The sequence below is a fragment of the Spiroplasma endosymbiont of Seladonia tumulorum genome, from assembly GCF_964020235.1.
Lineage (GTDB): Bacteria > Bacillota_I > Bacilli_A > Mycoplasmatales > Mycoplasmataceae > Spiroplasma.
This window is the reverse complement of the sequence record NZ_OZ026545.1, coordinates 507,458-532,576: the sequence shown is the minus strand read 5'-3', so window position 1 is coordinate 532,576 and position 25,119 is coordinate 507,458. Positions and strand designations below refer to the sequence as shown.

31 protein-coding genes are annotated in these 25,119 nt (G+C 26.6%); 23 read left to right on the top strand and 8 right to left on the bottom strand.

The annotated features are described in order from the left end of the window. Window positions 1-80: 80 nt before the first annotated feature. The 7 genes from AACL22_RS03430 (at window position 81) to AACL22_RS03400 (ending at window position 4,662) form a co-directional block, all read left to right on the top strand. Window positions 81-344: a hypothetical protein gene (locus AACL22_RS03430; RefSeq protein ID WP_338989632.1), complete on the top strand. Its 264-nt coding sequence runs from the start codon at window positions 81-83 to the stop codon at window positions 342-344. Then, window positions 311-2,452, top strand: a complete 2,142-nt coding sequence (locus AACL22_RS03425; RefSeq protein WP_338992984.1) for an IS3 family transposase — start codon at window positions 311-313, stop codon at window positions 2,450-2,452. The genes AACL22_RS03430 and AACL22_RS03425 overlap by 34 nt, the downstream gene beginning before the upstream one ends. Next, window positions 2,452-2,664 carry a hypothetical protein gene (locus tag AACL22_RS03420; protein WP_338989631.1) on the top strand — a complete coding sequence of 71 codons (213 nt, stop codon included), beginning with the start codon at window positions 2,452-2,454 and terminating at the stop codon, window positions 2,662-2,664. The genes AACL22_RS03425 and AACL22_RS03420 overlap by 1 nt, the downstream gene beginning before the upstream one ends. Window positions 2,665-2,807: 143 nt before the next feature. Continuing rightward, window positions 2,808-2,990 (top strand): hypothetical protein, encoded by a 183-nt coding sequence (locus AACL22_RS03415; protein ID WP_338989629.1) that lies wholly within the window; start codon window positions 2,808-2,810, stop codon window positions 2,988-2,990. After that, on the top strand, window positions 2,926-3,792 hold the full coding sequence (locus AACL22_RS03410) for a hypothetical protein (protein ID WP_338989628.1): 867 nt from the start codon (window positions 2,926-2,928) through the stop codon (window positions 3,790-3,792). Before AACL22_RS03415 ends, AACL22_RS03410 begins: the two co-directional genes overlap by 65 nt. 60 nt (window positions 3,793-3,852) lie before the next feature. Beyond that, entirely contained in the window at window positions 3,853-4,449 is a 597-nt protein-coding gene (locus AACL22_RS03405) for a hypothetical protein (protein ID WP_338989626.1), read from the top strand. Between the two features lie 6 nt (window positions 4,450-4,455). Further along, window positions 4,456-4,662, top strand: a complete 207-nt coding sequence (locus AACL22_RS03400) for a hypothetical protein (RefSeq protein ID WP_338989625.1) — start codon at window positions 4,456-4,458, stop codon at window positions 4,660-4,662. 34 nt (window positions 4,663-4,696) lie between these two features. Here the strand turns inward: AACL22_RS03400 and AACL22_RS03395 are convergent, their stop codons facing one another. Then, window positions 4,697-5,224, bottom strand: coding sequence for a lipoprotein (locus AACL22_RS03395; protein WP_338989624.1), 528 nt, complete (start codon window positions 5,222-5,224; stop codon window positions 4,697-4,699). Beyond that, complete coding sequence (locus AACL22_RS03390) at window positions 5,225-6,271, bottom strand: hypothetical protein (protein WP_338989623.1); 1,047 nt, start codon at window positions 6,269-6,271, stop codon at window positions 5,225-5,227. A 437-nt stretch (window positions 6,272-6,708) separates the two neighbouring features. Here AACL22_RS03390 and AACL22_RS03385 point away from each other — a divergent pair, with 437 nt between their 5' ends. Further along, complete coding sequence (locus AACL22_RS03385) at window positions 6,709-7,035, top strand: S1 RNA-binding domain-containing protein (protein ID WP_338989622.1); 327 nt, start codon at window positions 6,709-6,711, stop codon at window positions 7,033-7,035. A gap of 39 nt (window positions 7,036-7,074) precedes the next feature. Here the strand turns inward: AACL22_RS03385 and AACL22_RS03380 are convergent, their stop codons facing one another. Then, window positions 7,075-8,739: a hypothetical protein gene (locus AACL22_RS03380; protein ID WP_338989621.1), complete on the bottom strand. Its 1,665-nt coding sequence runs from the start codon at window positions 8,737-8,739 to the stop codon at window positions 7,075-7,077. Between the two features lie 162 nt (window positions 8,740-8,901). Between AACL22_RS03380 and AACL22_RS03375 the strand changes: the two genes are divergently transcribed. From AACL22_RS03375 to AACL22_RS03365, 3 genes are all read left to right on the top strand, one after another. Continuing rightward, complete coding sequence (locus AACL22_RS03375; protein WP_338989619.1) at window positions 8,902-9,147, top strand: hypothetical protein; 246 nt, start codon at window positions 8,902-8,904, stop codon at window positions 9,145-9,147. A gap of 74 nt (window positions 9,148-9,221) precedes the next feature. Beyond that, the gene (locus tag AACL22_RS03370) at window positions 9,222-9,767 is read left to right on the top strand and encodes a hypothetical protein (protein ID WP_338989617.1); all 546 of its coding nucleotides are present in this window, start codon (window positions 9,222-9,224) and stop codon (window positions 9,765-9,767) included. A gap of 331 nt (window positions 9,768-10,098) precedes the next feature. Then, window positions 10,099-10,224 (top strand): hypothetical protein, encoded by a 126-nt coding sequence (locus tag AACL22_RS03365; protein ID WP_338989615.1) that lies wholly within the window; start codon window positions 10,099-10,101, stop codon window positions 10,222-10,224. A 210-nt stretch (window positions 10,225-10,434) separates the two neighbouring features. On the opposite strand, the gene AACL22_RS03360 is transcribed toward AACL22_RS03365, so the two are convergent. Further along, complete coding sequence (locus tag AACL22_RS03360) at window positions 10,435-10,605, bottom strand: hypothetical protein (RefSeq protein WP_338989614.1); 171 nt, start codon at window positions 10,603-10,605, stop codon at window positions 10,435-10,437. A gap of 592 nt (window positions 10,606-11,197) precedes the next feature. Between AACL22_RS03360 and AACL22_RS03355 the strand changes: the two genes are divergently transcribed. The 3 genes from AACL22_RS03355 (at window position 11,198) to AACL22_RS03345 (ending at window position 14,939) form a co-directional block, all read left to right on the top strand. Next, complete coding sequence (locus tag AACL22_RS03355; RefSeq protein ID WP_338989613.1) at window positions 11,198-12,049, top strand: hypothetical protein; 852 nt, start codon at window positions 11,198-11,200, stop codon at window positions 12,047-12,049. Between the two features lie 66 nt (window positions 12,050-12,115). Further along, entirely contained in the window at window positions 12,116-13,048 is a 933-nt protein-coding gene (locus tag AACL22_RS03350) for an RluA family pseudouridine synthase (protein WP_338989611.1), read from the top strand. A gap of 25 nt (window positions 13,049-13,073) precedes the next feature. Continuing rightward, entirely contained in the window at window positions 13,074-14,939 is a 1,866-nt protein-coding gene (locus AACL22_RS03345) for a transporter (protein WP_338989609.1), read from the top strand. A 21-nt stretch (window positions 14,940-14,960) separates the two neighbouring features. On the opposite strand, the gene AACL22_RS03340 is transcribed toward AACL22_RS03345, so the two are convergent. Further along, window positions 14,961-15,683 (bottom strand): NAD(P)/FAD-dependent oxidoreductase, encoded by a 723-nt coding sequence (locus AACL22_RS03340; RefSeq protein WP_338992983.1) that lies wholly within the window; start codon window positions 15,681-15,683, stop codon window positions 14,961-14,963. Window positions 15,684-15,712: 29 nt separating this feature from the next. Next, on the bottom strand, window positions 15,713-15,946 hold the full coding sequence (locus tag AACL22_RS03335; RefSeq protein ID WP_338989607.1) for a hypothetical protein: 234 nt from the start codon (window positions 15,944-15,946) through the stop codon (window positions 15,713-15,715). Between the two features lie 114 nt (window positions 15,947-16,060). Between AACL22_RS03335 and tsaE the strand changes: the two genes are divergently transcribed. The 8 genes from tsaE to AACL22_RS03295 all read left to right on the top strand — a co-directional run bounded on the left by tsaE (window position 16,061) and on the right by AACL22_RS03295 (window position 22,642). Further along, window positions 16,061-16,522 carry a tRNA (adenosine(37)-N6)-threonylcarbamoyltransferase complex ATPase subunit type 1 TsaE gene (gene tsaE, locus AACL22_RS03330; protein ID WP_338989605.1) on the top strand — a complete coding sequence of 154 codons (462 nt, stop codon included), beginning with the start codon at window positions 16,061-16,063 and terminating at the stop codon, window positions 16,520-16,522. A 1-nt stretch (window position 16,523) separates the two neighbouring features. After that, window positions 16,524-17,096 carry a tRNA (adenosine(37)-N6)-threonylcarbamoyltransferase complex dimerization subunit type 1 TsaB gene (gene tsaB / locus AACL22_RS03325; protein WP_338989603.1) on the top strand — a complete coding sequence of 191 codons (573 nt, stop codon included), beginning with the start codon at window positions 16,524-16,526 and terminating at the stop codon, window positions 17,094-17,096. After that, complete coding sequence (locus tag AACL22_RS03320; protein WP_338989601.1) at window positions 17,097-17,522, top strand: GNAT family N-acetyltransferase; 426 nt, start codon at window positions 17,097-17,099, stop codon at window positions 17,520-17,522. 60 nt (window positions 17,523-17,582) lie between these two features. Continuing rightward, window positions 17,583-18,299, top strand: coding sequence for a YebC/PmpR family DNA-binding transcriptional regulator (locus AACL22_RS03315; protein ID WP_338989599.1), 717 nt, complete (start codon window positions 17,583-17,585; stop codon window positions 18,297-18,299). 105 nt (window positions 18,300-18,404) lie between these two features. After that, the gene (locus AACL22_RS03310) at window positions 18,405-19,019 is read left to right on the top strand and encodes a hypothetical protein (protein ID WP_338989597.1); all 615 of its coding nucleotides are present in this window, start codon (window positions 18,405-18,407) and stop codon (window positions 19,017-19,019) included. Window positions 19,020-19,082: 63 nt separating this feature from the next. Beyond that, complete coding sequence (locus tag AACL22_RS03305; protein WP_338989596.1) at window positions 19,083-21,110, top strand: DUF2779 domain-containing protein; 2,028 nt, start codon at window positions 19,083-19,085, stop codon at window positions 21,108-21,110. After that, window positions 21,097-22,056 carry a methionyl-tRNA formyltransferase gene (fmt, locus tag AACL22_RS03300; protein WP_338989594.1) on the top strand — a complete coding sequence of 320 codons (960 nt, stop codon included), beginning with the start codon at window positions 21,097-21,099 and terminating at the stop codon, window positions 22,054-22,056. The genes AACL22_RS03305 and fmt overlap by 14 nt, the downstream gene beginning before the upstream one ends. A 1-nt stretch (window position 22,057) precedes the next feature. Then, window positions 22,058-22,642, top strand: coding sequence for a hypothetical protein (locus tag AACL22_RS03295; protein ID WP_338989592.1), 585 nt, complete (start codon window positions 22,058-22,060; stop codon window positions 22,640-22,642). On the opposite strand, the gene AACL22_RS03290 is transcribed toward AACL22_RS03295, so the two are convergent. Then, complete coding sequence (locus AACL22_RS03290) at window positions 22,617-22,793, bottom strand: hypothetical protein (protein WP_338989591.1); 177 nt, start codon at window positions 22,791-22,793, stop codon at window positions 22,617-22,619. The two genes, AACL22_RS03295 and AACL22_RS03290, sit on opposite strands and share 26 nt — an antisense overlap. A gap of 14 nt (window positions 22,794-22,807) precedes the next feature. Beyond that, window positions 22,808-23,002, bottom strand: coding sequence for a hypothetical protein (locus AACL22_RS03285; protein ID WP_338989590.1), 195 nt, complete (start codon window positions 23,000-23,002; stop codon window positions 22,808-22,810). Window positions 23,003-23,273: 271 nt separating this feature from the next. Here AACL22_RS03285 and lepA point away from each other — a divergent pair, with 271 nt between their 5' ends. Then, complete coding sequence (gene lepA / locus AACL22_RS03280; RefSeq protein WP_338989589.1) at window positions 23,274-25,076, top strand: translation elongation factor 4; 1,803 nt, start codon at window positions 23,274-23,276, stop codon at window positions 25,074-25,076. Window positions 25,077-25,119 lie beyond the last annotated feature (43 nt).

Below are 25,119 nucleotides of genomic sequence, written 5' to 3'. Positions count from 1 at the left end.
TTATAAACTAGAGTGCACCCAAAAAAGTAAGTAAAATAAAAAAAGATTTTGCTAAATTTTTATAGGGGGTGCATTTTTATATGGCAAAAAAAGGACAAAAATATAACAAATATACATCAGAATTTAGAACAAAAATCATTGAGGAAATTAAACAAAAAAGTTGTTGAATAGTAGCAAAACAATATAATATAAATGCAAATACAGTAGAATCTTGATGAGCAAATCATAAAAAAGGAAAATTAAACAATCCTAAAGGACCTAAAATTTCTTTTAGCAAAAGAAATTTAGAATATTATAAAACAAGGTATGAATTATTAAAAAAGCTCCATGACTTTTACAATTAAGCAAACTAAGAATTGTCTCTTTTATTAAACAAAATTTTTGTGAATATTCAATAAAATTATTACTAGAAGTAACAGGGTTAAAACGTAGTTATTGAGATAAATATAAAAATTATGACATTAGCAAAAAAGATAAAAAAGCAATAAATGATATTGTAAAAGTCTATGAAGAAAATTTAAAACAATTTGGTTATCGAAGAATTACTAAATATTTAAAGGAAGATTATGGTATAAAATATAATTCAAAAAAAGTTTTAAGAATTATGCGTGATAATCAAATACAACCTGAATATGTAAGAAAAATGAGAAGAAAAATGAAATATAAACAGAATAAAGAAAAAAGCTTATTGCAATATCCTGATTTAATTAATCGTAAATTCAATGATATAAAAACAAGGTTTTCAGTACTATATACTGATGTAACATATTTAATTTGAAAAGGAGAAAGATATTATCAATCAACAATTATTGATGGATATACTAAAGAAATAGTTGATGTAAAGTGATCTAAATATAATGACAATAAATTAGTAATGGATAATTTAAATGATGCAATTAATAAAATAAAATTAATAAAAAAAGATCTGAATGGAATAATAATTCACTCAGATCACGGATATCAATATACATCCACTATTTATCACGATAAATGTTTATCTAACGGTATTACAATTTCAATGGGAAAAAATTACCACTGTGCAGATAATATTGTTATAGAAAGTTTTCATTCATTACTTAAGAAAGCTACAATCCATAATAAAATATATAATTCACATGAAGAATATATACAAGATGTTATAAAATGAAATACATGATATTTAAATCGTAAAGAAAAAGATATAATTAAAAAAATAGTAAATACTTTTTTATTAGTACTTACTAAAATGGGTGCACTCTATGATATTGATAGTTATTATCTTAATTTAGCATCAACGATTACTAATCGTAAAAATGTTACTGTTCAAAAACATAATGAGATTTTAGAAAAAAGAATTTGTGAAGATAATGCTAATTTTTTAAATCCGCGAGATTTAGAAATTAGCATTTATAATCCACTTACTAATCAACAAATAAACTCTAAATTAATTAATATCTTTTTAAAAATGCAAAACTTCACTAATAAGAATTGATATAACGAATATAAAATCAATAAATATGGTAAGGGCGCTTATTTTATTTTTGCTAATAATTCAAAACTTAATTTTATTACTATTGATTTTTACAATGACCAATATGATGAATTAGGTAATTTAGTATCTTGTACTTTTGATTATGACCCTTATATTAAAAATGACCAGAGTATTTTTATTACTGAAAAATTAGAAATTGATTATGTAACTAAACAAGTAAAAGTTATTAGAAAGTTAAAAACACGATTATACAGTACTATTACCGACTTATATATTGATGATGCTAAATGAAATAACTATACAACATTACAAAAAGAAGAAATATTACCACTTAATTTTATTCCAATTGAAATTATTCCTAATATCCCTAATTTTGAGCCTTCTGCTCGTTATGGTAAACAATTTGCTAGTATTTTAGATATTATTGCTGAAAAGATAATGTTAGATCCATTATTAAGTAGTGGTAAATTTACTATTAATACTAACGGAGTTATTGGTGTGGTTGACCAAGAAATTAGTAAAATGCTGGCATCATTTATTGAAAATGACTTGTTATTAGTTGAAGGAGACCCTGATAGTAATTTTCAACCAGTAGACTATATTGCTGGTAATTTTAAAGGTGAGCAATTAACTAAAATATATGATTGATTATTAACAAATTACTATAAAATAAATCGACATCATGTTCCCGCCATTGCTAAGGGAGCACAACAAACTCAGGCAGAAGTTGCTGGTGTAAATATTCAAACAAACGCTTCTTATGAACAAATGATATATATTAGAGAAATTAAATTAACTGAATTTATTATTAAGTTAATTAAATATGATAATGCGATTTTAAACAGTAGAACATTCAATATTAAAAATATTGATGAGTTAATTGTTGATGTTCGCTTACCAGTTAATGCTACTTTAAACAGACAATTAAAAAACAACGAAACTATTATCAATACGCCTATTGAAGAAGGAGAACAAGAATAATGTTAAAACCATCTGAAAAAATGTTAGCACAATTAGCAGAAAATGATGAACCAATTGACTATTCAATTGATAGTATTCCATTAGATTTTGCTAGTCAATCGCAATACAGCGACCCTGATTTAGAACAATTATTTACTGAAGACCGTGCTAGAACCTTATATATTTATAAAATTAATAAAATCTTGTTAAGACAAAGCAAAAACCAATCTTAAACTACTCTCAAAATAGCGTTAAAATAGGTTTTATTGACAAAGATGAATATATTAAAATAACTGGTTATGAAATTAGTGATTTTAATTTTAAATTACAAATTCAACAAAATACCACAGTCCAAGATAATAGCACAAGTTATGTAATGATTGATGAAAAAGATATTTTAATTAATGATATTTCAAAAAAAGACAAAGAATTTTTAGAATCCTATGACTTAAAAATAGTATCTATTAACGAAACAATTAGTGAAGACAATAAAAATGAATGGTTATATCATTGAAGAATACAAACGCCCTTATTCACCTGATGGTGTTGATATTATTAAATTCACTCATTTAGTTAAAATAACTGACTTTAAATGAAAAAACCAAAATAGTATTCATTTAGTATTACAAAAATCATTACCCGAAGACACAGTATTTACTGGGATTGAAATTAAATACCCTAAATCAATGTTATTTGGAAATATTAAGTGTTGAGGCAATGTTAATGGTGTTTATTCTTATCCATCATCAATAGTTGAAAACGCTAGTTTAGTACCTTTACTATCAATGCCAATTGAAACAAAACCTAATGTACGAATATTTCAATATTGATTTACCAAAAGTTTTTTACCGTGGTTTATTGCAAAAATATATATTCAACCAGATGATATTTTAAGTTTAATAAAAAATAATGGTTTAGAAAAAGTTTTATTAAATTATTTAACTTATCGTTATAATTATGATCGAAAATTTCAAGGGGCAAAATACGATGAAAAAGGCAACCCTACAAATAAAGCGGCTGAATTACGCCAAAAATTCGAAGGACAAAAACCAGAAGATGTTATTGATGGTTTATTTGAGAATTGAAAATTAGACAATCCAAGTGAATTACATAAAAGATATGTAAAAAGAATTAAACAAGTGATATACATGTTATTAAATTATACATATAGTAAATATGCAATTAATAAAGGCTATAATGATGATGTTAAATTATTTGCCCCTTATTATTTTGAATTAATATCTAATCCAAGAGAGGTAGAAACTGGATATTGAGAATTTGAACATTGTAAAGTTAAATTAAATTCATCATATTTTAATTTTAGTGGTGGCTCTACTCCACCAACATCAATAAATTATTAAGAAAAAGTTGATGCAACGGAAAAACCATTTAACAAAATTGATGATAAATATTATTTTGTTGTGTGGCATGGTAATGTAAATGATGATTGAAAAATTATTAAATTTAAATATGATAAGTATGAAAAAAATAAAGTACTTGATAAATATAATAATTATGAACTTCAATTATTTCAAACCGGAAAAGCAGAACAAGGTTATTGAAAAAGTATTTGTTTAGTTGATAATAATGGAATATCCAAATATTTTGCGTGAAGTTTTTATCCTAATTATTTTAAATCAGTTTATCGTTGAAATAATGATATTGAGCCAAATCTACCTTTTATTTCATTTAAAACTGGGCAAATTACAGATTGAAATTTAAAGCAACAAGTTAATATTAATAACAACAAAAATAATGAAATTAAAGTAAATGTTAAAAATAATGATATTTCAGAAAACCCCATTTATCAATTAGAAGCAAATTATTTTAATTGGTTATCAATAACAAATGAATTAGAAACAAATAGCATTCCTTCTCTTATTCCTGCTGAAATTAAATTATCAGATGGAGAATATGGCAAATATTTAACTAATTTAATTGTTTCTAACTACAAAATAGAAGAATATTTAAACTATTTTTCACAACGATATAGATTAATTTATTCTAAGGCGGTTTAAACAAGTATGACTAAAAATTTAGTTGAAAATAGTATTAAAATAACTTATGATGTTAAACTATTTATTTTAAATCAAATTGAAATATCTGGGATATGGGGTTATGGAAATTATGATATTACAATTTTTACTGAAAAAAAACAAATTAATATTAATAATTTACAATTATTTAATAAAAATAATGAAAAAATTTCATTAATTACATTAGAAATATAAAAAGTCATTTTAATAAATGACTTTTTATATTTTTTTATTCTCTTTTAACTTTTATTTGTCCGGTTTTTGAATCAATAATTAGTGTGTTTGGTTCACTATCATTATTTCAACGATAAACTGATTTAAAATAATTAGGATAAAAACTTCACGCAAAATATTTGGATATTCCATTATTATCAACTAAACAAATACTTTTTCAATAACCTTGTTCTGCTTTTCCGGTTTGAAATAATTGAAGTTCATAATTATTATATTTATCAAGTACTTTATTTTTTTCATACTTATCATATTTAAATTTAATAATTTTTCAATCATCATTTACATTACCATGCCACACAACAAAATATCATTTATTATCAATTTTGTTAAATGGTTTTTCTTGTGGCGCCATTCATTCTAAATTGTCTTTTATTTTTTGCTTATTTGTATTTATTTGATTTTCTTCTTTTAATTTTGCTAATTGTTCTTTTGTATATTCTTGTGTTGTATTACAAGCAACTAAACTTGTTGTACTTGTTCAAATTAAAGTGATTGAACTTAAAGGACTTAATATTTTTTTCATTTAATTACATTTAACAATTCTAATTGTTAAAGCTAATAATGTACCAATAATAGCTCCAATTGCAGTCCCTAAAACAGGAACAGTTTCTGTACCAACTGTTGCTCCAATTGCAGCACCGGTTCCTGCTGCTGCATCAAGAGATGTTGTGGGGTTATTACATAAAGCACTACCAATTTCCATTGATTCGTGTATTTGAATATTATGCCCCATTGTTCGTGGATCGTGATAAATTAAAAAACCACCATTAGATAATAAAGAATTTAATTGATTGCTTGAAAATCTTCTCATAACACCACCATCTGGATCCATATAGTTAAAATATAAATTATTATCTGTTGAAGTATTTCTATAAATACCATTAATTAAAATAAAATGATTACGTCGTGGTTCATTATCATTAAATCTACCTGTAAAACCTAAAGCAACTGGCATACTATTATTTAAACTATTATAAAATAAACTAAGAAAAATATTCAAATTTGTATAATTATTATAATCAACGCCAACTCTAGTGCTTCCAGCAAGTGTGGGGTCATTAATACTTGGATTTAATGAATGTGCAACATATCTTCTAAAATTATTTAATCTATTATTAATAATGTAATTATTAACTGTATTTGTTCAATTTGGTACAATGGTTCCTCCTCCTAAAAAGTTGAAATTATCTACTGTTTGCAATGTTGTTTCCATATTACCAATTAAATGTTGTTGACATGAATATAATGGAGTATCTGGCGTTCTAAAATTTCTAAGACCTAAAGATCTTAAAATTGACTCTGCTATTACTGGGCCACAAGATAAAGATTCTGTTTGAGCAACAGTTGGTACTGCTACTTCTAAGTTAATATCTAAAAGTTCGGAAACGTAAGTAATTTCATCTTCTCTTTTATTTCTATTTGAAGTTTCTAAATTATTTGAATTTGATTCCATTGTTTCTCTTAGATTGTTGTTATTATTTTCTTTTTGATAAGGCCTTGCAGCAATTGTTGTTGGGATTGCAGAGCTACTAATTGTTAATACACTTAATAAACTTAAAAGTTTTTTCATTTTGTATAATTTCCTTTCTTATCTTGAAACTTTTTATCAAGATCTATTGACATTATTATATATATATATATATATGCAAGTCAAGCAATTTAAATATATTTTAGAAAGGAGATGAATTATAATGGTTATTATTGTGATTATATTGTACTAAATCTGGGCTCGCGGGATTTTCTATAGTTTGTGAAAAATGCCTTAAAGTTTAAAAAAACTCTTGCCGCGCTTTTCAAAATACTTGGGAAAAATTCTAAGCGTTAAGCGAAGAATTTTATAAAGGTTCCCAAATTTGTTTGAAAGAACCTCAAAACTTTTTTTAACTTGTAAGTCATTATATCACAAAAATTTAAGAAAATCAACCGCTCGCCCAATTCCTGCAAATGATTTTTATAGTCTTAATGATATAATTAAAGCATTTAAAGAAAGGAAGTATATTTAATTTTATGTATAAAAAAGGAAATAAAGTTAATGTTAAAATAACAAACATTATACCTTATGGTGCTTTTTGAAGAGCAGAAAAGGCTGATGGTTTAATTCATATTAGTGATATTTCAGATTACTTTGTTAGAGATATTAGAGATTTTTTTGATGTTGGTGATGAAATTGAAGTTGAGATACTAGATTTTAATTTAGTTAGAAAACATCTTAAATTAAGTTATAAAAATTGTCATCCTGAACTATTGAAAAATGATGATGGTAATAAAATACAAGAAAAATCACCTAGTTTAGAAAAATCATTAAATACTAATTATTTAATAAATAAAAAGTAAATAAAATTTATAAATTTTAGAAGGTTTTTAAAACCTTTTTTATATTCCCATTTTAAAACGATATGGATAAGAACCATAAAACAAAGCATCATATGGGTCATGGTACATTTTACTATCGGGTGTGTTTGTTTTGGTATCACTAAATCTTAGTTCACTAATGCACTTATCTAAAAATGGGAAATTATCTAATATGCCATATATTTTACCTTGAACAAACATTTTTCTTATTCAGGTTACGCGATTGATTATACCTGCTTCTTTATTAAGAGATGTCTGATGTTTTTTGGCTTTAAACATATTAATTTTATAGCCTAAATAAGGGTAAATATCTTCTTGTAATTTTTGCATAAAGTCGTGTGCATTAATATCATAATGAAATGTAGCATATTCAAAACCATCAAATTTATCAAATGTATTAATTATTCATTGCCCGTAATGTTCAACTATTTCATTTAAATTCATTGCGTTTTTTGGTGTAACAACATTTTCTTCAATTAAATATTTATCATATTCATTATTTTCATTAATTTTATAACCACTAAATAAAAACACCGTGTGGTCTTCACTACCATTAGCATAATCCACACCAATTGAATAACTATCAAATTGATACTGTTTTGTATTGGAATTATAAAAATCTTGTAAATTATACTCTTTAATATATTTACGATAATTTCGTAAAACATAAATACTGGGGTCATTATCGTTATATTCAAATCCGTAGTATTCAAGTTCAAATAAATCAGGTTGCTCTTGTTTGTTTGTTAAAACAAGTTTTTTAGTAATATCAGGTATTTTATTTCAAACAGCACCCATTGTTAATCGTAAATTAAAAATACCCAAACCATTAAATGTTTGTTTGTTTTCTGAATATACTTGATTGTGTTCTTTTAAAATATTTTTAATTCTTTCATTTAAGGGTAAATATGGGGTTACAAATTTTTCATAAAAGACATGGTATTTATCAAAAGGATTAAAAGTAAATTGATTAGAATATGTTTTATGAAAATATGTTATTACTGTTATGTATTGTTTTGCTATGTTGTCTCATTCTTGAAATGTCCAAGATAATTCTTTTACTGGAATAGGATTATCTAAATTATATTGTTCATTATCATTTTCATCAGTATATTTTTCATAAGATACTTTTAAGCTTTTTGATCTAAACATGGAAATTCGCAAATTATTATAACGTTTATCTAATTCTTTATCAGTTAAAATTTCTTTTTCTTCAGCATGTATCATTTCATCTGTTCACGCTGATATAATACCACTGCCTTTACCAACTTTTCCTATAATTTTATTACCATTAGCATAACCCGCAAAAGCAATTCTCACACCACTAGGAAAAACAATTTCGCCACCTTCTTTAACATTTTTAGGTCAAACAATGCCATTTTCATTGTCGGGTCCTATATCAATCCCATATTTATCGTATAAATAATTACATACATTAATTGTATCGCCAAATGTAGTATCTTCATGGGTATTGGCATATCTTCGTAAAATGTTAGATGAAGCATCAGTAAAATTACAAGCAAAAAATAATTTTTCTGCTATGTGATTTCATGTCTTATTAGTACCACGCCCCGCTGAAACAAACTTAAAAAAAGTTAGTGAAGTAAAATATCGGGCATAACTATCACCAACAAAGTCTTTAAATACTTCTCAATCAAAACCAAAATTATAGTCACTAAAATTCAAATCATTTTTTTATTTAAATATTTATAACTAGTAATCCGTTTTTTGTTATTAATTTTGGTAAAATCCTGCATTTTTAAATAGCCTCCTTTTTTTGATAAGATTATGTGAAGTATTGAGTATCATATTTTAAAATAATTTGTTTATATGAAAGGAAATTATAAAATGGAATTAAAACAAAATTTATTAGAAGATTATAAAAAAGATAAAATAATAGAAACAAACAATGAAACTAAAAATTTCTTGATTGAAAGAGATAATGAGATATTTAAATTATATCAACAAGGACAAATATTACAAGGATATAAGGTGATATCAAAATTGCCAAAAACAATTAAAACAGAATATGGAGATATTTTTATTAAAAGAAGATTATATGTTAAATATGATGAAGAAAAAAAGAAAATATAAATCGTTATCCTTTAGATGAAGAATTAGGTTTAAAAAAATACGAAAGAATTGAAATAAATTTAAAAAATAAATATATGTCTTTTATAGGTGATGGAAAAAGATATAAAGATATTTTACATACAACAGAGAATGCAAATATTAGTGAAAGAACAATATCTAATATTTTTAAAAATGCCGATTTAGAAGAAACCGATTACATTAGTAATAAAAATAGCAATAAAATTAAAATTCCAAATAATGTTTTATATATTCAAATTGACAGAGCTTTTGAACCAATGCGAGAAAATAAAAAAATTGAAAATAAAATATTTCTTGCGACTATGCATGTTGGTGTTGATGAAGAAAAGTCAACAAAAACCAGAATAAAAATGAAAAAGAAAAAAGGCGTTTTTCAAATGATGAATAAAAATCATAAGAATAAAAATAATAAATCTAATATTGATAATTTTATTGATAAAATTTTTAAATCAATGGATACTTATGATATTAATCAAAATACTAAAATATTAATATTAAGTGATGGTGAAAAACAAATTAAAAAAATTTATAGAGCAGTAAAAGCAAAATATAAAAATAACACTGTATCATATAGTTTAGATAAATTTCATTTATCAAAATAGATTTAAACAATTATTCCCAAATCGAAATAGAATCAAAATTCATAGAATAAAATATAAATTAGCAAAAATATATTTCTTTACTGGAAATTATAAATTATTATTAGATTTTTTAATATGTCATTTACCATATGTTAATGGTAATAAAAAAATATTTTTATTAGAAACCATTGAATTAATTAAAAGTAATGAAGAAGGTATTGTAAATCAATCATTAGAATATAATATTGGTTGTCATGTTGAGGGTGATGTATCGCATTATATTAAGGCTGTTAAAGGGCGTGACGCAAAAATATATTGTAAAGAAACATTTATCAATATGTTAATTGCTTCTATGTTAAGACTTAATAATCAAATTAATGATGAGAAAGTTGATAAAACTAATAAAAATAATAAAGAAAAAATTGAATTTAATATATTTAATTTAAATCAATTTCAAAATCAATTTTTATCTTTATAAAAAAATAAAAACCTTTTAAAATTAGCAATAACTTTAAAAAGTATTTTTTAGTGTGTCAAAATTCATAAATTTATAAATTATTTTTTCAACTAAAAATTATATTTTTAAAAAAGTTGAATTTTTTATAAATTTTGTTATCATTCAATTATAAGCGAAACTTAATTTGTTTCTAATTACTTAATTTTATTAAAAACCTAAGAATAATGAATACTACCAATTTTTTACTTCAAAACTAATACTTTCTAATGTGTGTAAATCGTCGGATAATTCATTTTCTGCTTCTTCTTCAGTTAATTTCATTTTTATACTACATCCAAAAATTGTTGTTCCAAAAGTTGCAACAATCCCAAATGTTTCTAATAAAATTAATCATTTTTTCATATTTTTCTCCTATAAAAATTAAAAATATTATACATAAAATAATATCATCAAAATAATAGTACTTGCCTTGTGAAAATTATTAATAAAAGACGTATTACAAAACTTATTAACTTTTTTTCATTTTATCACATAATTGAAATATAATAAAAAAATTGCAACCGATATAAAATATATTGCATCAAGTAGAATTTATTTGTATTTTTTCTTTTTTTGTTACAATTTTTATAGTACAAACAAATTAACATCTATTATCAAAATAATATTAAAAATTTAACATTTAAAATTATAGTTTTTTTTAAAAAAAATAGGTAATTATTATATTTTTAATTTTATTTATTAATGAACGTGATCGGATTAATAGTGAAAACGATGTTTCAAAAACTTTAGCAGAAATTGCGGCTGGGAAAAAATCAGCTGAACAAGTGCAAGAAACATATAAGAATTTAATGAGTATTACATATCCATTAATTGATTTTTCATTGTTATCCTTTAATTTTTTGGAGAAAACAATAATGTAACCGATTGAAGTGCAGCATGAAATCAACGTGCAACAAATATTAATATAGCTTATTCATATTTATTTATTACGAGGATGATTGCCTTGATTGCGTTATGCTATTATATTGTCATTATTATTAAAATAGCACAACGTCATCGCTTTGAAGTTCGTTATGGATTATCCACAACTTTTCCAAATGATTATGTTATTTTTAATCCGCGAATGTATTTAAACTTTTTAACAAATTTAACAATAATTTTTAGTTTTTTTAACTTTTTAACAACCTTAATTACTTTAATATATGGCATTTTATTAGTCTTAGTGTCATATTTCTTCTGATATGTGTTGAACCGTCAAACAGAAGTTTTAGTTCCACATAAATGATGAAAAGCAACTAACTTTAGTTTCTTTATTACTGTTTTACTAATTCAAAATGGTTTTACTTTAATTAAAGCAATGTTTGCAACAAAATTTGGTGTTGATTTAGACTTGATTGTTTCAATTATTATTTCAATTGGGACAATTACTGTTATTATTGCAGTCTTTATCAAAAATATGTTGTCAACAAAAGTTACTGATGTTCGTAATGTTATTAAAACAATTGGAGCAAAAGTGAGTGCTTTTCGAATTTTCTATTATACTGAAAAAGAAAAAGCATTGGAAGACTATGCTTTTGTAACACAACTACCAACATTGGTGAAAAAGCCATTATCAAATAATAGCATTACTCGTGAACAAGCTTATGAGTTAATGAAAACAATTGATGAGACAGTTGCTTTCTTCGATAAACATCTTTTGAAAGAAAAAGAAAAAAATTATATGTTATATCATTTATTTAATCAAATTACAGATGTGGCTGAAATTGCAGAAATTAAAGCAAATATCTTAAAAGTTAAAGAAAAACAGAAAGCAAAAAATGATAAACATTCTAAAATAATAGCTTAGAATGTTTTTTCTTCGGATAATGGTTAACTTTCATTATATAATTAATACTAGGAAAACGGGGGAAGTATGGAACCAAAAACAGTTGTTACTTTAACAGTTAAAGCAAATGATGTTAATCAAACAATTTTTAATTTTATTAAAAAAATGTTTCAAACAACTCCATTATCAGTTATTTATAAGTTATTTCGTAATAAAAAAATTAAAGTAAATAACAAAGTAATGAAAGAACGAAATTATAAACTTCAATTAGGAGACCAAATTATTATTTTTGATAAAAATTTAGTTGTAACAGAACGAAACCAGACAGCAACTTATAATAATGTTGCACCATTACAAGTTGTTTATGAAGATGATAACATTCTTGTTGTTGATAAACCACATGGAGTAGAAATGCACTCAAAGTTTCATACTTCATTAGATGCTATGATGCAACATTATTTAATCCAAAAAGATGAATATAATCCACAGAATGAACAGTCGTTTGTCATTTCCCATGTTCATCGATTGGATAAATTAACACGAGGATTAGTGCTATATGCGAAAAATAAAATTACATTAGATTTGTTATTAGCTAAAATTAACCAAAAAGAATTTATTGAAAAGAAATATTTAGCAAAGTGTGAAGGAATTATTCAAGAAACTGATTTTACCCTTAGTGGTTATTTATATAAAGAAGAAGATAAACAAAAAATGGTTTTTACTAAAACAGAGCAACCACAGGCTAAAGTAGTTAAAACACATTTTAAAATTCAAGCTCAGATATCAAATGCAACGTGATTGGAAGCAACATTAATAACTGGCCGTAAACATCAGATTCGGGCTTCATTAAGTTATTTACATCACCCCATTATTAATGATGTTAAATATGGAGCAAAACAAGAAACAAAGAAGTATATGATTGCTTTATATGCAACAACCTTAATCTTTCATCAATTGCCAGACCATTTAAGTTATTTAAATAAAAAGATTATTAAAATTCCAGAAAATATTATAAAATAAAAATATTAGGAACGAGGTGAAGTAATTGTCAACAAGAAGAGGAATTTTTAGTATTTTAATCGGGGCTTTTATTTCGTTAATTGGAACATGTTTTCAATTTACGCTAATGTATTTATTAATTCGTAGTTATGGTTCGCAGTTTAATGGGTTTGTAAAGAATAGCGTTGCAATTGTTGCTTTTTTAGGAACAGTGGAAGGTGGCTTAGGAGCCATTACTGTTTTTTTTTTAGTAAAACCATTGTTACAAAAAGATTGAATTAAAGCAAATGAAATGGTTAATACAGCAAAGCATCAATATAAAATATCAGGGTACATTGGCATTATTTTATTAATTGGCATTGCTGTTGGGTATAGTGCTTATATTTATTTATTTGAAAAGAATTTTAGTATTTTACAAAATGATAAAACAATTAGTTATCCGTTATGAAAAATGATTTTAATTATATTTATTATTGGGTCAAAAAACTTAATTGCATTATTTTGAACGGCAGCATATGAAAACTTAATGCAAGCTGATCAAAATAATCATTTACGCCGTTTAATTTTAATGATTTGTGATTTAATCTCATATTCAATTGTTTTCTACATAATTTCAATTGCAGTGGATTCTTTTTTTGTCTTTTTAATTTTCTTACTTTATTCTGTTATGAAAGGAAGTTTAGTTTATTTATTTATTAAGTTACATTATCCTTGAGTTCGTATTGCTCGCCAACGCGATAACATGCAACTAGTTAAATCAAGTAATATTGTTGTATTTAAAAATATTGGAGAAACATTGTTAATTAACGGTGATGTTATTATTACGGCGCTGTTATTAGGGTTACGAATATCATCAACCTTATCGCTATATATGACAATTACGGTTGGAGTTCGTAGCATTATGATAATTTTAATTAATTCCTTCCGTGAGTTTTTTGCCGCATGAACAGCAAAAAATGGTCGGGTTGATTGACAGAGTTATATGAAATTTGAAACATACGCTTTTATGATAGCTGGGTTCTTGTTTGTTAACCAGTTTATTTTATCACCATATTTTGTGACAACATTGTATGCGCCACAAATTATTGAACAAATTCGAACTAGCGATTCAACATTAAATCCATGAACATCACAAGAACGCGAAATTTTTAAAAGCATCTTTTATCAACCAACCTTCTCCTTATTAGTTGCTTTAAGTTCTGTTTTTATTGTCTTAGCTGAACCTGCAAATGTTTTGGTATATGCTAAAGCAAATTATAAACAAACCGCAATTCCGACTTTCATTATTGGCTGTCTTAACATTGTCTTTTGTTTTTTTAGTGCTTTACTATGACGTTTTGGCTTTAATAATTTAGCAGCTGCATTATATAGTATTTTAATTATTACTTGCTTAATGAGTTTTTTGCGGTTTTTATACTTGTGATGTTATAATTGAATATTTTTAACTTATAATAGTAACTTTAAAGGTGTTTTTCGAAATTGAATGATTTTGTTAGTGCCAATGATTATTGCTATTTTAGTTAATTATTTATTTTTTTCAAAAACACATAATCCTAATCAAATTTATAATATTGATTTACAACCAGTTTGAGGATGACAAAAATTATTAAATTTCTTCTTTGGTTTAATCTTTGCTTCCTTGTTTGTTATTTTTGCTAATTCAATCTTTTGAGCACCCGGTTCTGTTCGTGGCATCTTCTTACGGTTACCACTTGTTTATAAAATTTGAACTAAACGTCAAGATAAAATGCGAATTCTACGTCGTAAAAAATATGAAGATGATTTTATTACCTTAACGGAACCAGAAATGCCATATCAAAAAATGTGAGAACGAGAAGAAACTTTACGTAAAAATACGAAAAAAATAGAGAAGGATGAACCTAATAAAGAAATTTATAAGTTAACAGGCTAAAAAAAATAAGTTATTCCTAACTTATTTTTTAATATCTCTTAAATAACCAGGATGGTATTTTTGACCATGAATAATTTTTGTAATATTATAAAGCGCATTAATAGCTTCACCAAATCCAGTTACCATATTATAATATTTTCCTTCATAATAAGCATTATTTCCAGCCGCAAAGATATGAGGATGACTTGTTTGCCCAGTTGGTGCAATAATAATTTTTCACATTGGAGTTGTTGTTAAAGTTAATTGTTGCAACATTGTTGGTGCAACTTTTGTTCCATATTGAACAATAAAATAATCAGCTGTAATAGTTAATAGTTTATGTGTTGTTTCATGCTCTAATGTTAAAGCGGTAATTTTATTATCAATTGTCTCAACTGTTTTAACATGATAAGGTTTTAATTCGGTCACCTTATTTTGTTGTAATTTTTGGACATTGTTTTCTTTAGCTCGGTATAATGTTCGACGATGGATAATTGTAACATCTTTACTAATGTTATCTTCAATCAAATGATTTGCCCAATCAACAGCACTATCACCACCACCAAGAATAACAATTTTCTTGTTTGTTAAAAGAGTTGGGTTTTTAACAGCGTATCATAAGTTTTCATATTCCTGGTGAGGGTCAAGTTGTTTTAAGCGAATGGGGGTAAAAACACCATTTCCACTTGTAATTAAAATTGTTTTAACTGTAAATGTTTCATTAGTTGTTAAAGTAATAGTAAATCCATCAGTTGTTGTAAGGATATTACTAATGTTAGTTTTACCAATGTATGTTATTTGCCCCGTATTTTTTTTGTTTGGTTAATTAAATTCTCAATAAATGTTTTAGTTTTGATTTCGCCAAATCCGGGCATATCATATAATGGTTTTTCTGGATATAATTCTCATGGTTGTCCACCAGGACTATCATTTCCTTCAATTATATAGCCACTTAATCCTAACATGCCAGCACAACTCCAAGCATATAATCCAACCGGCCCAGCCCCAATAATTAAAATATCTTTCATTTATTTATAACAACCTTTCTAATTTTTCTGCACTTTAATTATTACATATTTTTCTAAAAGTCTAGCACAATAATTAATTCCTAGATATAATTAGTAAAAGAGAGTGGGATATTGATGAAAATAATTGTTAAAAATGAGATAGCAACAAAACTTTTAGCTGAAAAAATTGCTCCGTTTTTACATCCTAATTTATGCTTATTATTAGATGGACCGTTAGCCACTGGGAAAACAACTTTTACAAAATATTTATTAAAAGGGTTAGGGGTAACTACTCCTGTTACTTCACCAACGTTTTTAATTATGCAACAGTATAGGACAAATCAGCAGGTTATTATTAATCATATGGATTGCTATCGATTGTTAGGCTTAGAACAAGAAGAAGAGTGAGAAATGTATTTTGAACATTTTTCTGATAGTATTAATATTATTGAATGACCAGCGGGAATTAGTAACCAGTTAAGTTCAAAGTACGAGGTAATTAAAATTACCATTAAGATAATTAATGAGAATGAACGAATTTTTACCATTAAAACCAACAATAAACATTTACAAAGCGCATTAGGAAAAGAGGGATAAGATGTTAAATCTATTTATTGATACTAGTACTGATTTTTTAATTTTAATTTTAGAAAAAGAACAAAAAAACATTGGTCAAGTTCACCAAAACCATGCTCGTCATCATACTGAAGCAACATTACCAACAATTACCCAGTTATTAGGTCAACATCAACTAAAATTAAAAGACATTAATAATTTTTTTTTAACAGCTGGTCCAGGTAGTTATACTGGTGTTCGGATTCCAATGACGATTGTGAAAACAGTTAAAGTAATTAATCCAGCAATTAATGTTTATACAATTAATACATTACTTTATCAGGCTGGGCTAGATAATGTTGTTTCAATGCTTGATGCGCGGAGTGGAAAACGATATTTTGCGGTAATTAGTAATGGTGTAGAGGTGATTCCAAGGCAAGTTCTTGATTATGAAACTTGTATTGAAATTACAAAGCAATTTCCAGGTTATGAGTTTCGTTATGATTTACAAGAAATTAATTTTGTTCAAAATTATCTTGTTCTAAAAAAGCATTTTACATTAGTTGAAGATATTTTTGCTTTAGAGCCACAGTATTTAAAAAAGGATTGAAGTTAAATGGTTATTTTAAAACCAGTTAATAATAGTGATGCTTTATTATTATTTTTATTAGAACAAGAAAATTATCCACATAATTATTATAAATATCGTAATTTAATTCAAATGATTAATAATACAAATTATCTTGTTTATAAATTAATTGTCAAAAATAATCTTTATGGTTATTTTATTTTAATGCATAGTGGGAATGATTTTGAATTAATACACTTAACAGTTAAAAAGCGTCATCACCATCAAGGTTATGGTCAACAAATGTTAAAATATATTCTAACACATTTTTCATATCAACAAATTTTTTTAGAAGTAAATGAACATAATTTGGTTGCTCAACAATTATATTTAAAGCATGGGTTTAAGATTATTCGAACAATTGCCAAATATTATGGTGCAGAAAATGGATACTTAATGGTTTATCATCACTAACTTTATTTAATTTTACGGTATAATATATAAGAAAAAATTAGGTTGTAAAGGAGAGAAAAAATGGGAAGAGCATTTGAAGTTCGCAAGCAGTCAACGGCAGCAACAGCTGCGAAAAAAGCAGTATTATATAATCGTGTTGCACGAGAAATTTATTTAGCAGCACGCGAAAGAAGTGTTGATCCCAATGCTAATTTAGCGTTACGGAATGCAATTGATAAAGCAAAAGCAAAACAAATTCCACGTGATGTTATTGAACGTGCGATTAAAAAAGCAAGTGGAAACGATAATGAAAATTACCAAGCAATTCGTTATGAAGGATATGGACCAGGGGGCAGTGCAATTATTGTTAATACATTGACAAATAATGTTAACCGCGCTGTGGCAGAAGTACGCAATTGTTTTACTAAAACAGGTGGTAAACTAGGAGTTAATGGGGCTGTCGTGCATTTATTTGATCATTTAGCAGTGTTTGCTTTTACAGGTAAAACGGTTGAAGAAGTATTAGAATTATTATTACTAGCAGATTGTGATATTAATGATGTTGTTGCTGAAGATGGACAAATTGTTGTTTATGCGCCAGGAACAGCATTTAATAGTGTTAAAACGGCATTAGATCAAGCCGGGATTACAACATTTCAAATGGCAGAAATTACAATGCTTCCCCATGACCGGATTACTTTACATGGTGATGACGCTGAACAATTTGAAAAAATGTTAAATATGTTAGATGACATTGATGATGTGCAAGATGTTTATCATAATGTTTTCCTTGCTTAATTCAGAGTGAAAAGCAGGAAAACAACTTGGAAAATTAGAAACAATTGAAAAATTATTGCTAATAGTGCATAATAATAGTAAAGTAAAAAAGGAGTTTAGATAATAATGTCAAATTTTTTGGGTGGTAGTATGACAATGAATGTGATTTTAGTCGTAATTGTAGTCGCAGTTATTATTTTTGCAATTGTTTCTTCAATTATGGGACGAAAAGCACAACGCATTGAACGAGAAAAACGAAAAAAACAAGTTAAAGATAAAATTAAACAATATATTAAAGATACTGATAATCGTAAAAACTTAAGATTAGAATATGAAAAAGTTATTGCTCGTAAAGGAAAAGAATTTAAATATCGCGATATTTTTGATGTTATTGTTGATATTTATGAAGCAAAAACAAATGCTTTTTTAGAACAAAAAGCTTTTGAAATTGAAGGTATTTCAAAAAAAATTAGTAAAAAACAATATGAAACAACTTGAATTGTTAACCAAGAAATTGATTTAGAAGAAACAAAACATCGAATTGAAATTAGTGAAAAAAAAGTTAAGTTAACAAAAGAAGAAAAAAAAGCAGCAAAAATTGCGGCAAGAAAAGAATATAAAGCACATCGTGCTGAAATGCTTAAAAAGCGTGAAGAAGAACGGAAATTGCGAAAAACTGGACAACTTCCTGTTGATGAACGCCCAAAACCAAAACCAGAGAAATTTGTCCCTAGAAAATAAGTTCTATCTTATTTTCTTTGTCTTTAAAAAGCAAATCCGAAATAACGAAAGTGAAGTGCAATAATGGATTTAGAAATCACTTTAAAAAAAGAAGATTTTAAACGATTTAAAAAATGTTTTAAAATTGCTTGAACATTAGCTTCACGAAGTAATTTTAAAACAGTGCAAGAATGAGTGACAGCTCAAAAAATTTCGGTCTTTTTTGACTTGCAAGATAATATTAACAGTGCCAAAATTGATAAAGCTATTTTTATTGATGATGATGAAAATGATGAGGGAAAAGGTTTATTTCAACCACATTTGTATGATTTAGCGCTAGAAACTTATTGACCAGCAGCTGAGGACACGGATAGTAATGATGTTCGAACTTTACCAGATGAGATTCAAACAACGATGGCAGATGTTCAAATTGATTTTTATCCCGGTGAAACAATTGCTGATGGGAATGAAGTTGGTCAACGCGCGCGCGAATATTTTATGCGTGATTATACCTATTTTAATTTAGAACATTACAGCAAGAAAATTGCTTTTGAAAAGACAACTGAAGTGTTAGCAAATCCAAACTATGATGTTTATTTTGAACCATCTTTTGTTTATAACAATTGTATTACAAAGTGTGATATTTTAAAGAAACTTCCCAATGGTACTTATCATTTAATTGAGGTTAAAGCTTCAACTGGTCGGAAATATGATAAAGAAGCACAAATGTATGTTGACAAGGATGTTAAGGATGAATATGGTTATGATGTTGCCTATCAGTATTATGTTTTAACTGGGGCAGGCTTAACAATTAGTCGGGTTTCGTTAATGTTGTTAAATTCGGAGTATCAACGGATTGGTGATATTGATGATGACCAGTTGTTTATGTTTCAAGATTATTATAAATTGCCAACCAAAACCTTACCGGCTATTAATTTATTAGAATTTTGTCAGCAAATGATGACTGGACAATTTGCCAAACGTGTTGAAAAGAATCGCATCATTACTGATGATTTAGCTTTAATTAAACATTATTTTATGCTACCAGTTGAAACAATTTTTCCGTTATTTAGCAAGGAACAATGTTTCAATGGAAAAGGTGATCGTTATGGTTATTGCCAACATGTTACTAGTTATTTACCACCGCATCATAGTGTCTTTGAGTTAACCCATGGGATGGAAAAAAAGATATTATTAAAATATCAAGAACACATTGATTTGTTAAAAGATATTGTGTTACCATTTACCTTTAAGCAATCAACGCGACAAAAAAAACCAATTTTATTTTCAGAAAAACAACAACGCCAAATTCTTGCTGTTCAAGATAATGCCCCAGTTGTTGATCCAAAGAAGGTTGCTATTATTAATCAAATTTTAGAACAGTATCAGTATCCAATATATATGTATGATTTTGAAACAATGAAAGCGGCAGTTCCTCGCTTTGATTATTCATATTCTTATCAGCAAATTCCGTTTCAATATTCAGTCCATCTTATTAAAGATAATCACTTTGATTATCAAGATGAAACGACAATGGAACATTATGCCTTTTTAGCAGATGGTGAAGGTGATCCACGCTTAGCACTAATTAAACATTTAGTTACTGATTTATTTAGACATGGCGGAGGAGTTTATGTTGCTTATTATAAGAGTTTTGAATGTAAGGTTTTAGACGAATTAATTAATTATTTAACAATCTTAATTAATCAAAGCCGCAATGAGGAACTTATGACAACTTATCAAGATTGCCAAAAAAAATTAAGGATTATTCGAAATAAAACAATTGACTTAATGGATTTTTTTCAGGACTTTATGATTTATAAAAAAGAATTTTATGGTTCAGCTTCAATTAAAAAAACACAACCAGCATTTGATAATCAATTTACTTATCAAGCATTAAAGGTACAAAAAGGTGATATGGCGAGTGAAATCTTTCGTCGCCGGGTGGAGAATAATATTCCAATTACCATTTGACAAAAATCATTTCGAGGAGAAATGTTAAAATATTGTAATCGGGATACATTAGCAATGATTGTTATTTATCAACATATTGTTCGTTTAATGGGGTCTTTAACACCAATTAAGGGAGGGAAAAAAGATGCAGAAATATAGAGTAATTTTTATGGGAACGCCAATCTTTGCAACAGCTGTTTTAAAAGCTTTACAAAAGTTAGCGCCAACAATTGAAATAATTGGAATTGTTACCCAACCTGATCGTAAAATTGGACGTCAGCAACTCGTTCAATTTTCCCCAGTCAAAGAATTTGCCTTAACAAATCAGATTCCTGTTTTTCAACCAGAAAAAATTAATGATCTTTATACAGAGTTAGGAACTTTCCAACCAGATGTTATTGTAACGTGTGCTTATGGGCAATTTATTCCAGAGCGAATTTTAAAATTAGCACGTATTAATTGTATTAATGTTCATGCTTCATTATTACCAAAATTACGCGGTGGGGCTCCTATTCATAAGGCTATTATTTATGGTAAGCGAGAAACAGGGATTACACTAATGAAAATGATTAAAAAAATGGATGCAGGAGAAATGTATGTTCAAACAGCAATTCCAATTAGTGCCACCGAAACAGCCTCATCTTTGCATGACCGGTTAATGGTTTTAGCAGGTACAATGATTGAAAAATATTTATTAGATATTATTACTGATAAAATTAAAGGAACACCACAGGATGATAGTCAAGCAACATTTGCTTATAATATTACATGTGATGAAGAAAAAGTAAATTGGTTTTTACCAAAACAAAAAATTGTTGACCAAATTCGTGGATTATATGCATGACCAATTGCTTATACAACTGTTAATAATATTCATTATAAATTGCACCAAGCAATGATTACTTTAGAGCCATTAGCGGAAAAAGACGCTGATTTTGTAAATGGGACAATTATTGATATTTCAAAATTAGGGATTAAAGTTAAAGTTGAAGATGGTTATTTGCTAATTACGCGTTTACAACGCGAGGGAAAAAAAGTAACTGATGCTAAAAATTACTATCATAATGCCTCGTCAGAAATTATGGTTAAAAATATTTTTATTTAAAATGTATCGTTTAAAATCACTAAAATATTTAGCAACAACAGGATTAATTACTGCTTTGTTAGTAGTTATTGCTTATATTTCCCAATTTATTCAGTTCAATTTTGGTGTTGGTAAAGGGATTATTCAGTTAGCAGATGGGTTATTTTTAGGTTTAATAACGTTAATTAAAGGGCCAATGTTATTAATTAGTGGTATTTTGTATGTAACAATTATTGATCTTGTTACTGGCGGTTTTATTTTTATTCCTATTTCAATTTTAATTAGAATTTTAATGTTTTTAATTACTTATTTTGGTGCTCGCATTTTAAGTCGCTATGGTGCTATTTTTGTTAGTTCTTTAATGTTATTATTATATGTTTTGTATAGTTATTTCTTTTTTGGGCCTGATGTTGCAATTGTTGAATTAATTGCTGATGCAATTCAAATTGCTGTTGCAACAATAATGGGAATTACGTTAGCAATTGTTTTTGTTCGAATTAATGAGCATAGTACAAATAAAATTTGAGATGATGAACAATTTTGACATTATAAAAAGAGTAATTATGTCCTAATTACTCTTTTTATAATGTTCGTGCGGACAAACTAATAATTTTTAATGTTTCTTCAATTTTATCTTTTAAATAATTTAAGTAATAATAATTAATGATTGATTCTCGTAAAATTTTAAGTTTGTTGCCATAATTAGTTTGTAGTTGTTTTTTACAATACTCAAAAATTCGTAAATTTTCTTGTCGCATGTTTAAATTAACTTTTAAATGTTGTCGATATAATTTGCGATATTCATTAAGGGCATTACTAATATAATTTGGTAAATTAACCCTTCATGTTGTTGCAGCTTAATTTGTTTTATATTAAAAGTTTTTAAATTTTTTAATAATGTATACAACCAATCTTTTTTTGTATCAGAAATTTTTTCAACATTCGTAATTAAAGTTACTTCTGCCATTAACTGATTGTAATATTCTGTAAAGTTAGTACTCACAAGTATTCCCATTCCGTGATATTAATAAACACTAATAATTTTATCTTTTTTTAAAAATAATTGTTTCAGAGTTTCATTTTTTAAATTATATAATATATTATATCGTATTTATTTTAAAAATTCAATGTGACTATAATTATTTATTATTAAAACCTGCTATTTCAGGTTATTTTGCTAAAATTATGTATAATAATATCAGAGATGTAACTGTTTATAGAAAGGGTTTTAATTTTAAATGGATAAAAAATTAATTCGTAATTTTTCAATTATTGCTCATATTGACCATGGGAAGTCAACCTTAGCAGACCGGATTTTAGAGTTAACAGGGACAGTTGAAAAACGAGAAATGCAAGAACAATTATTGGATTCAATGGATTTAGAACGTGAACGAGGAATAACAATTAAATTAAATTCTGTTCAGTTAAAATATCGTGCTCAAGATCAACAAGAGTATATTTTTCATTTAATTGATACACCAGGGCATGTTGATTTTACCTATGAAGTTTCACGTAGTTTAGCAGCTTGTGAAGGAGCAATTTTAGTTGTTGATGCAGCACAAGGAATTGAAGCCCAAACATTAGCAAATGTTTATTTAGCAATTGATAATAATTTAACAATTATTCCTGTTATTAATAAAATTGATTTACCATCTGCTGATCCAGACCGTGTCAAAGAAGAAATTGAAAATTTAATTGGAATTCCAACAACAAATGCACCATTAATTAGTGCTAAGACAGGGTTAAATATTGAACAGGTCTTAGAAGCAATTGTTAAAGATATCCCTGCGCCGTTAGAAGATGATGATAATAATCCATTGCAAGCATTAATTTTTGACTCATATTATGATAAATACCGTGGTGTAATGGTCTCAATTCGAGTTAAACAAGGAATTGTTCGTGTTGGTGAAAAAATAAAATTAATGAATACTGGTGCTGTTTATGAAGTTACTGAATTAGGAGTTAAAACACCAAAAGAAGCTAAAAAAAACCAATTAGTTGCTGGTGAAGTAGGTTGATTAGCAGCAAGTATTAAAATGGTCCGTGATGTTCGGGCTGGTGATACGATTACAACCGTTGCTAATCCAGCTCAACAGCCATTACCAGGATATAAAAAAATAAACCCAATGGTATTTTGTGGATTATATCCAATTGATTCCGCTAAATATAAAGATTTAAAAGAAGCTTTAGAAAAAATTCAGTTATCCGATGCTTCCCTTGTTTATGAACCAGAAACATCACAAGCATTAGGTTTTGGTTTTCGTTGTGGCTTTTTAGGATTATTACATATGGATGTTATTCAAGAACGGTTAGAACGAGAATATAATTTAGAATTAATTGCAACTGCTCCATCGGTAATTTATCATGTTTATTTAACAAATAAGGAAATGATTAGTATTGATAATCCAAGTGAATTACCAGCTGTGCAAAAAATTGATCGCATTGAAGAACCATTTGTCAAAGCAACGATTATGACTCCTGAGCAATATATTGGTTCATTAATGGAATTATGTCAAAATAAACGTGGAACATATGTTAATTTAGAGTATATTGATGATACACGGCGAATTTTAACTTATGAAATGCCATTAAATGAAATTGTGTTTGATTTTTTTGATCGGTTAAAATCAATTAGTAAAGGTTATGCTTCGTTAGATTATGATTTTATTGGTTATCGTCCTAATAAATTAGTTAAAATGGATATTTTATTAAACAATGAAATTATTGATGCTTTATCAATTATTGTTCATCGTGATTTTGCTTATGGACGTGGTAAGGCCTTATGTGCAAAATTAAAAGAAATTATCCCTCGTCAAAATTTTGAAGTTCCAATTCAGGCAGCCATTAATCATAAAGTTATTGCACGAGAAGATATTAAAGCAATGCGTAAAAATGTCTTAGCAAAATGTTATGGTGGTGATATTACTCGGAAAAAGAAATTATTGGAAAAACAAAAAGAAGGAAAAAAACGAATGAAAGCAATTGGTTCAGTTGAAGTCCCCCAAGAAGCTTTTTTGACTGTTTTAAAGTTAGATGATTAATTGCTATTGTTAGCAATTTTTTATTAATAAAAAGTGATATAAT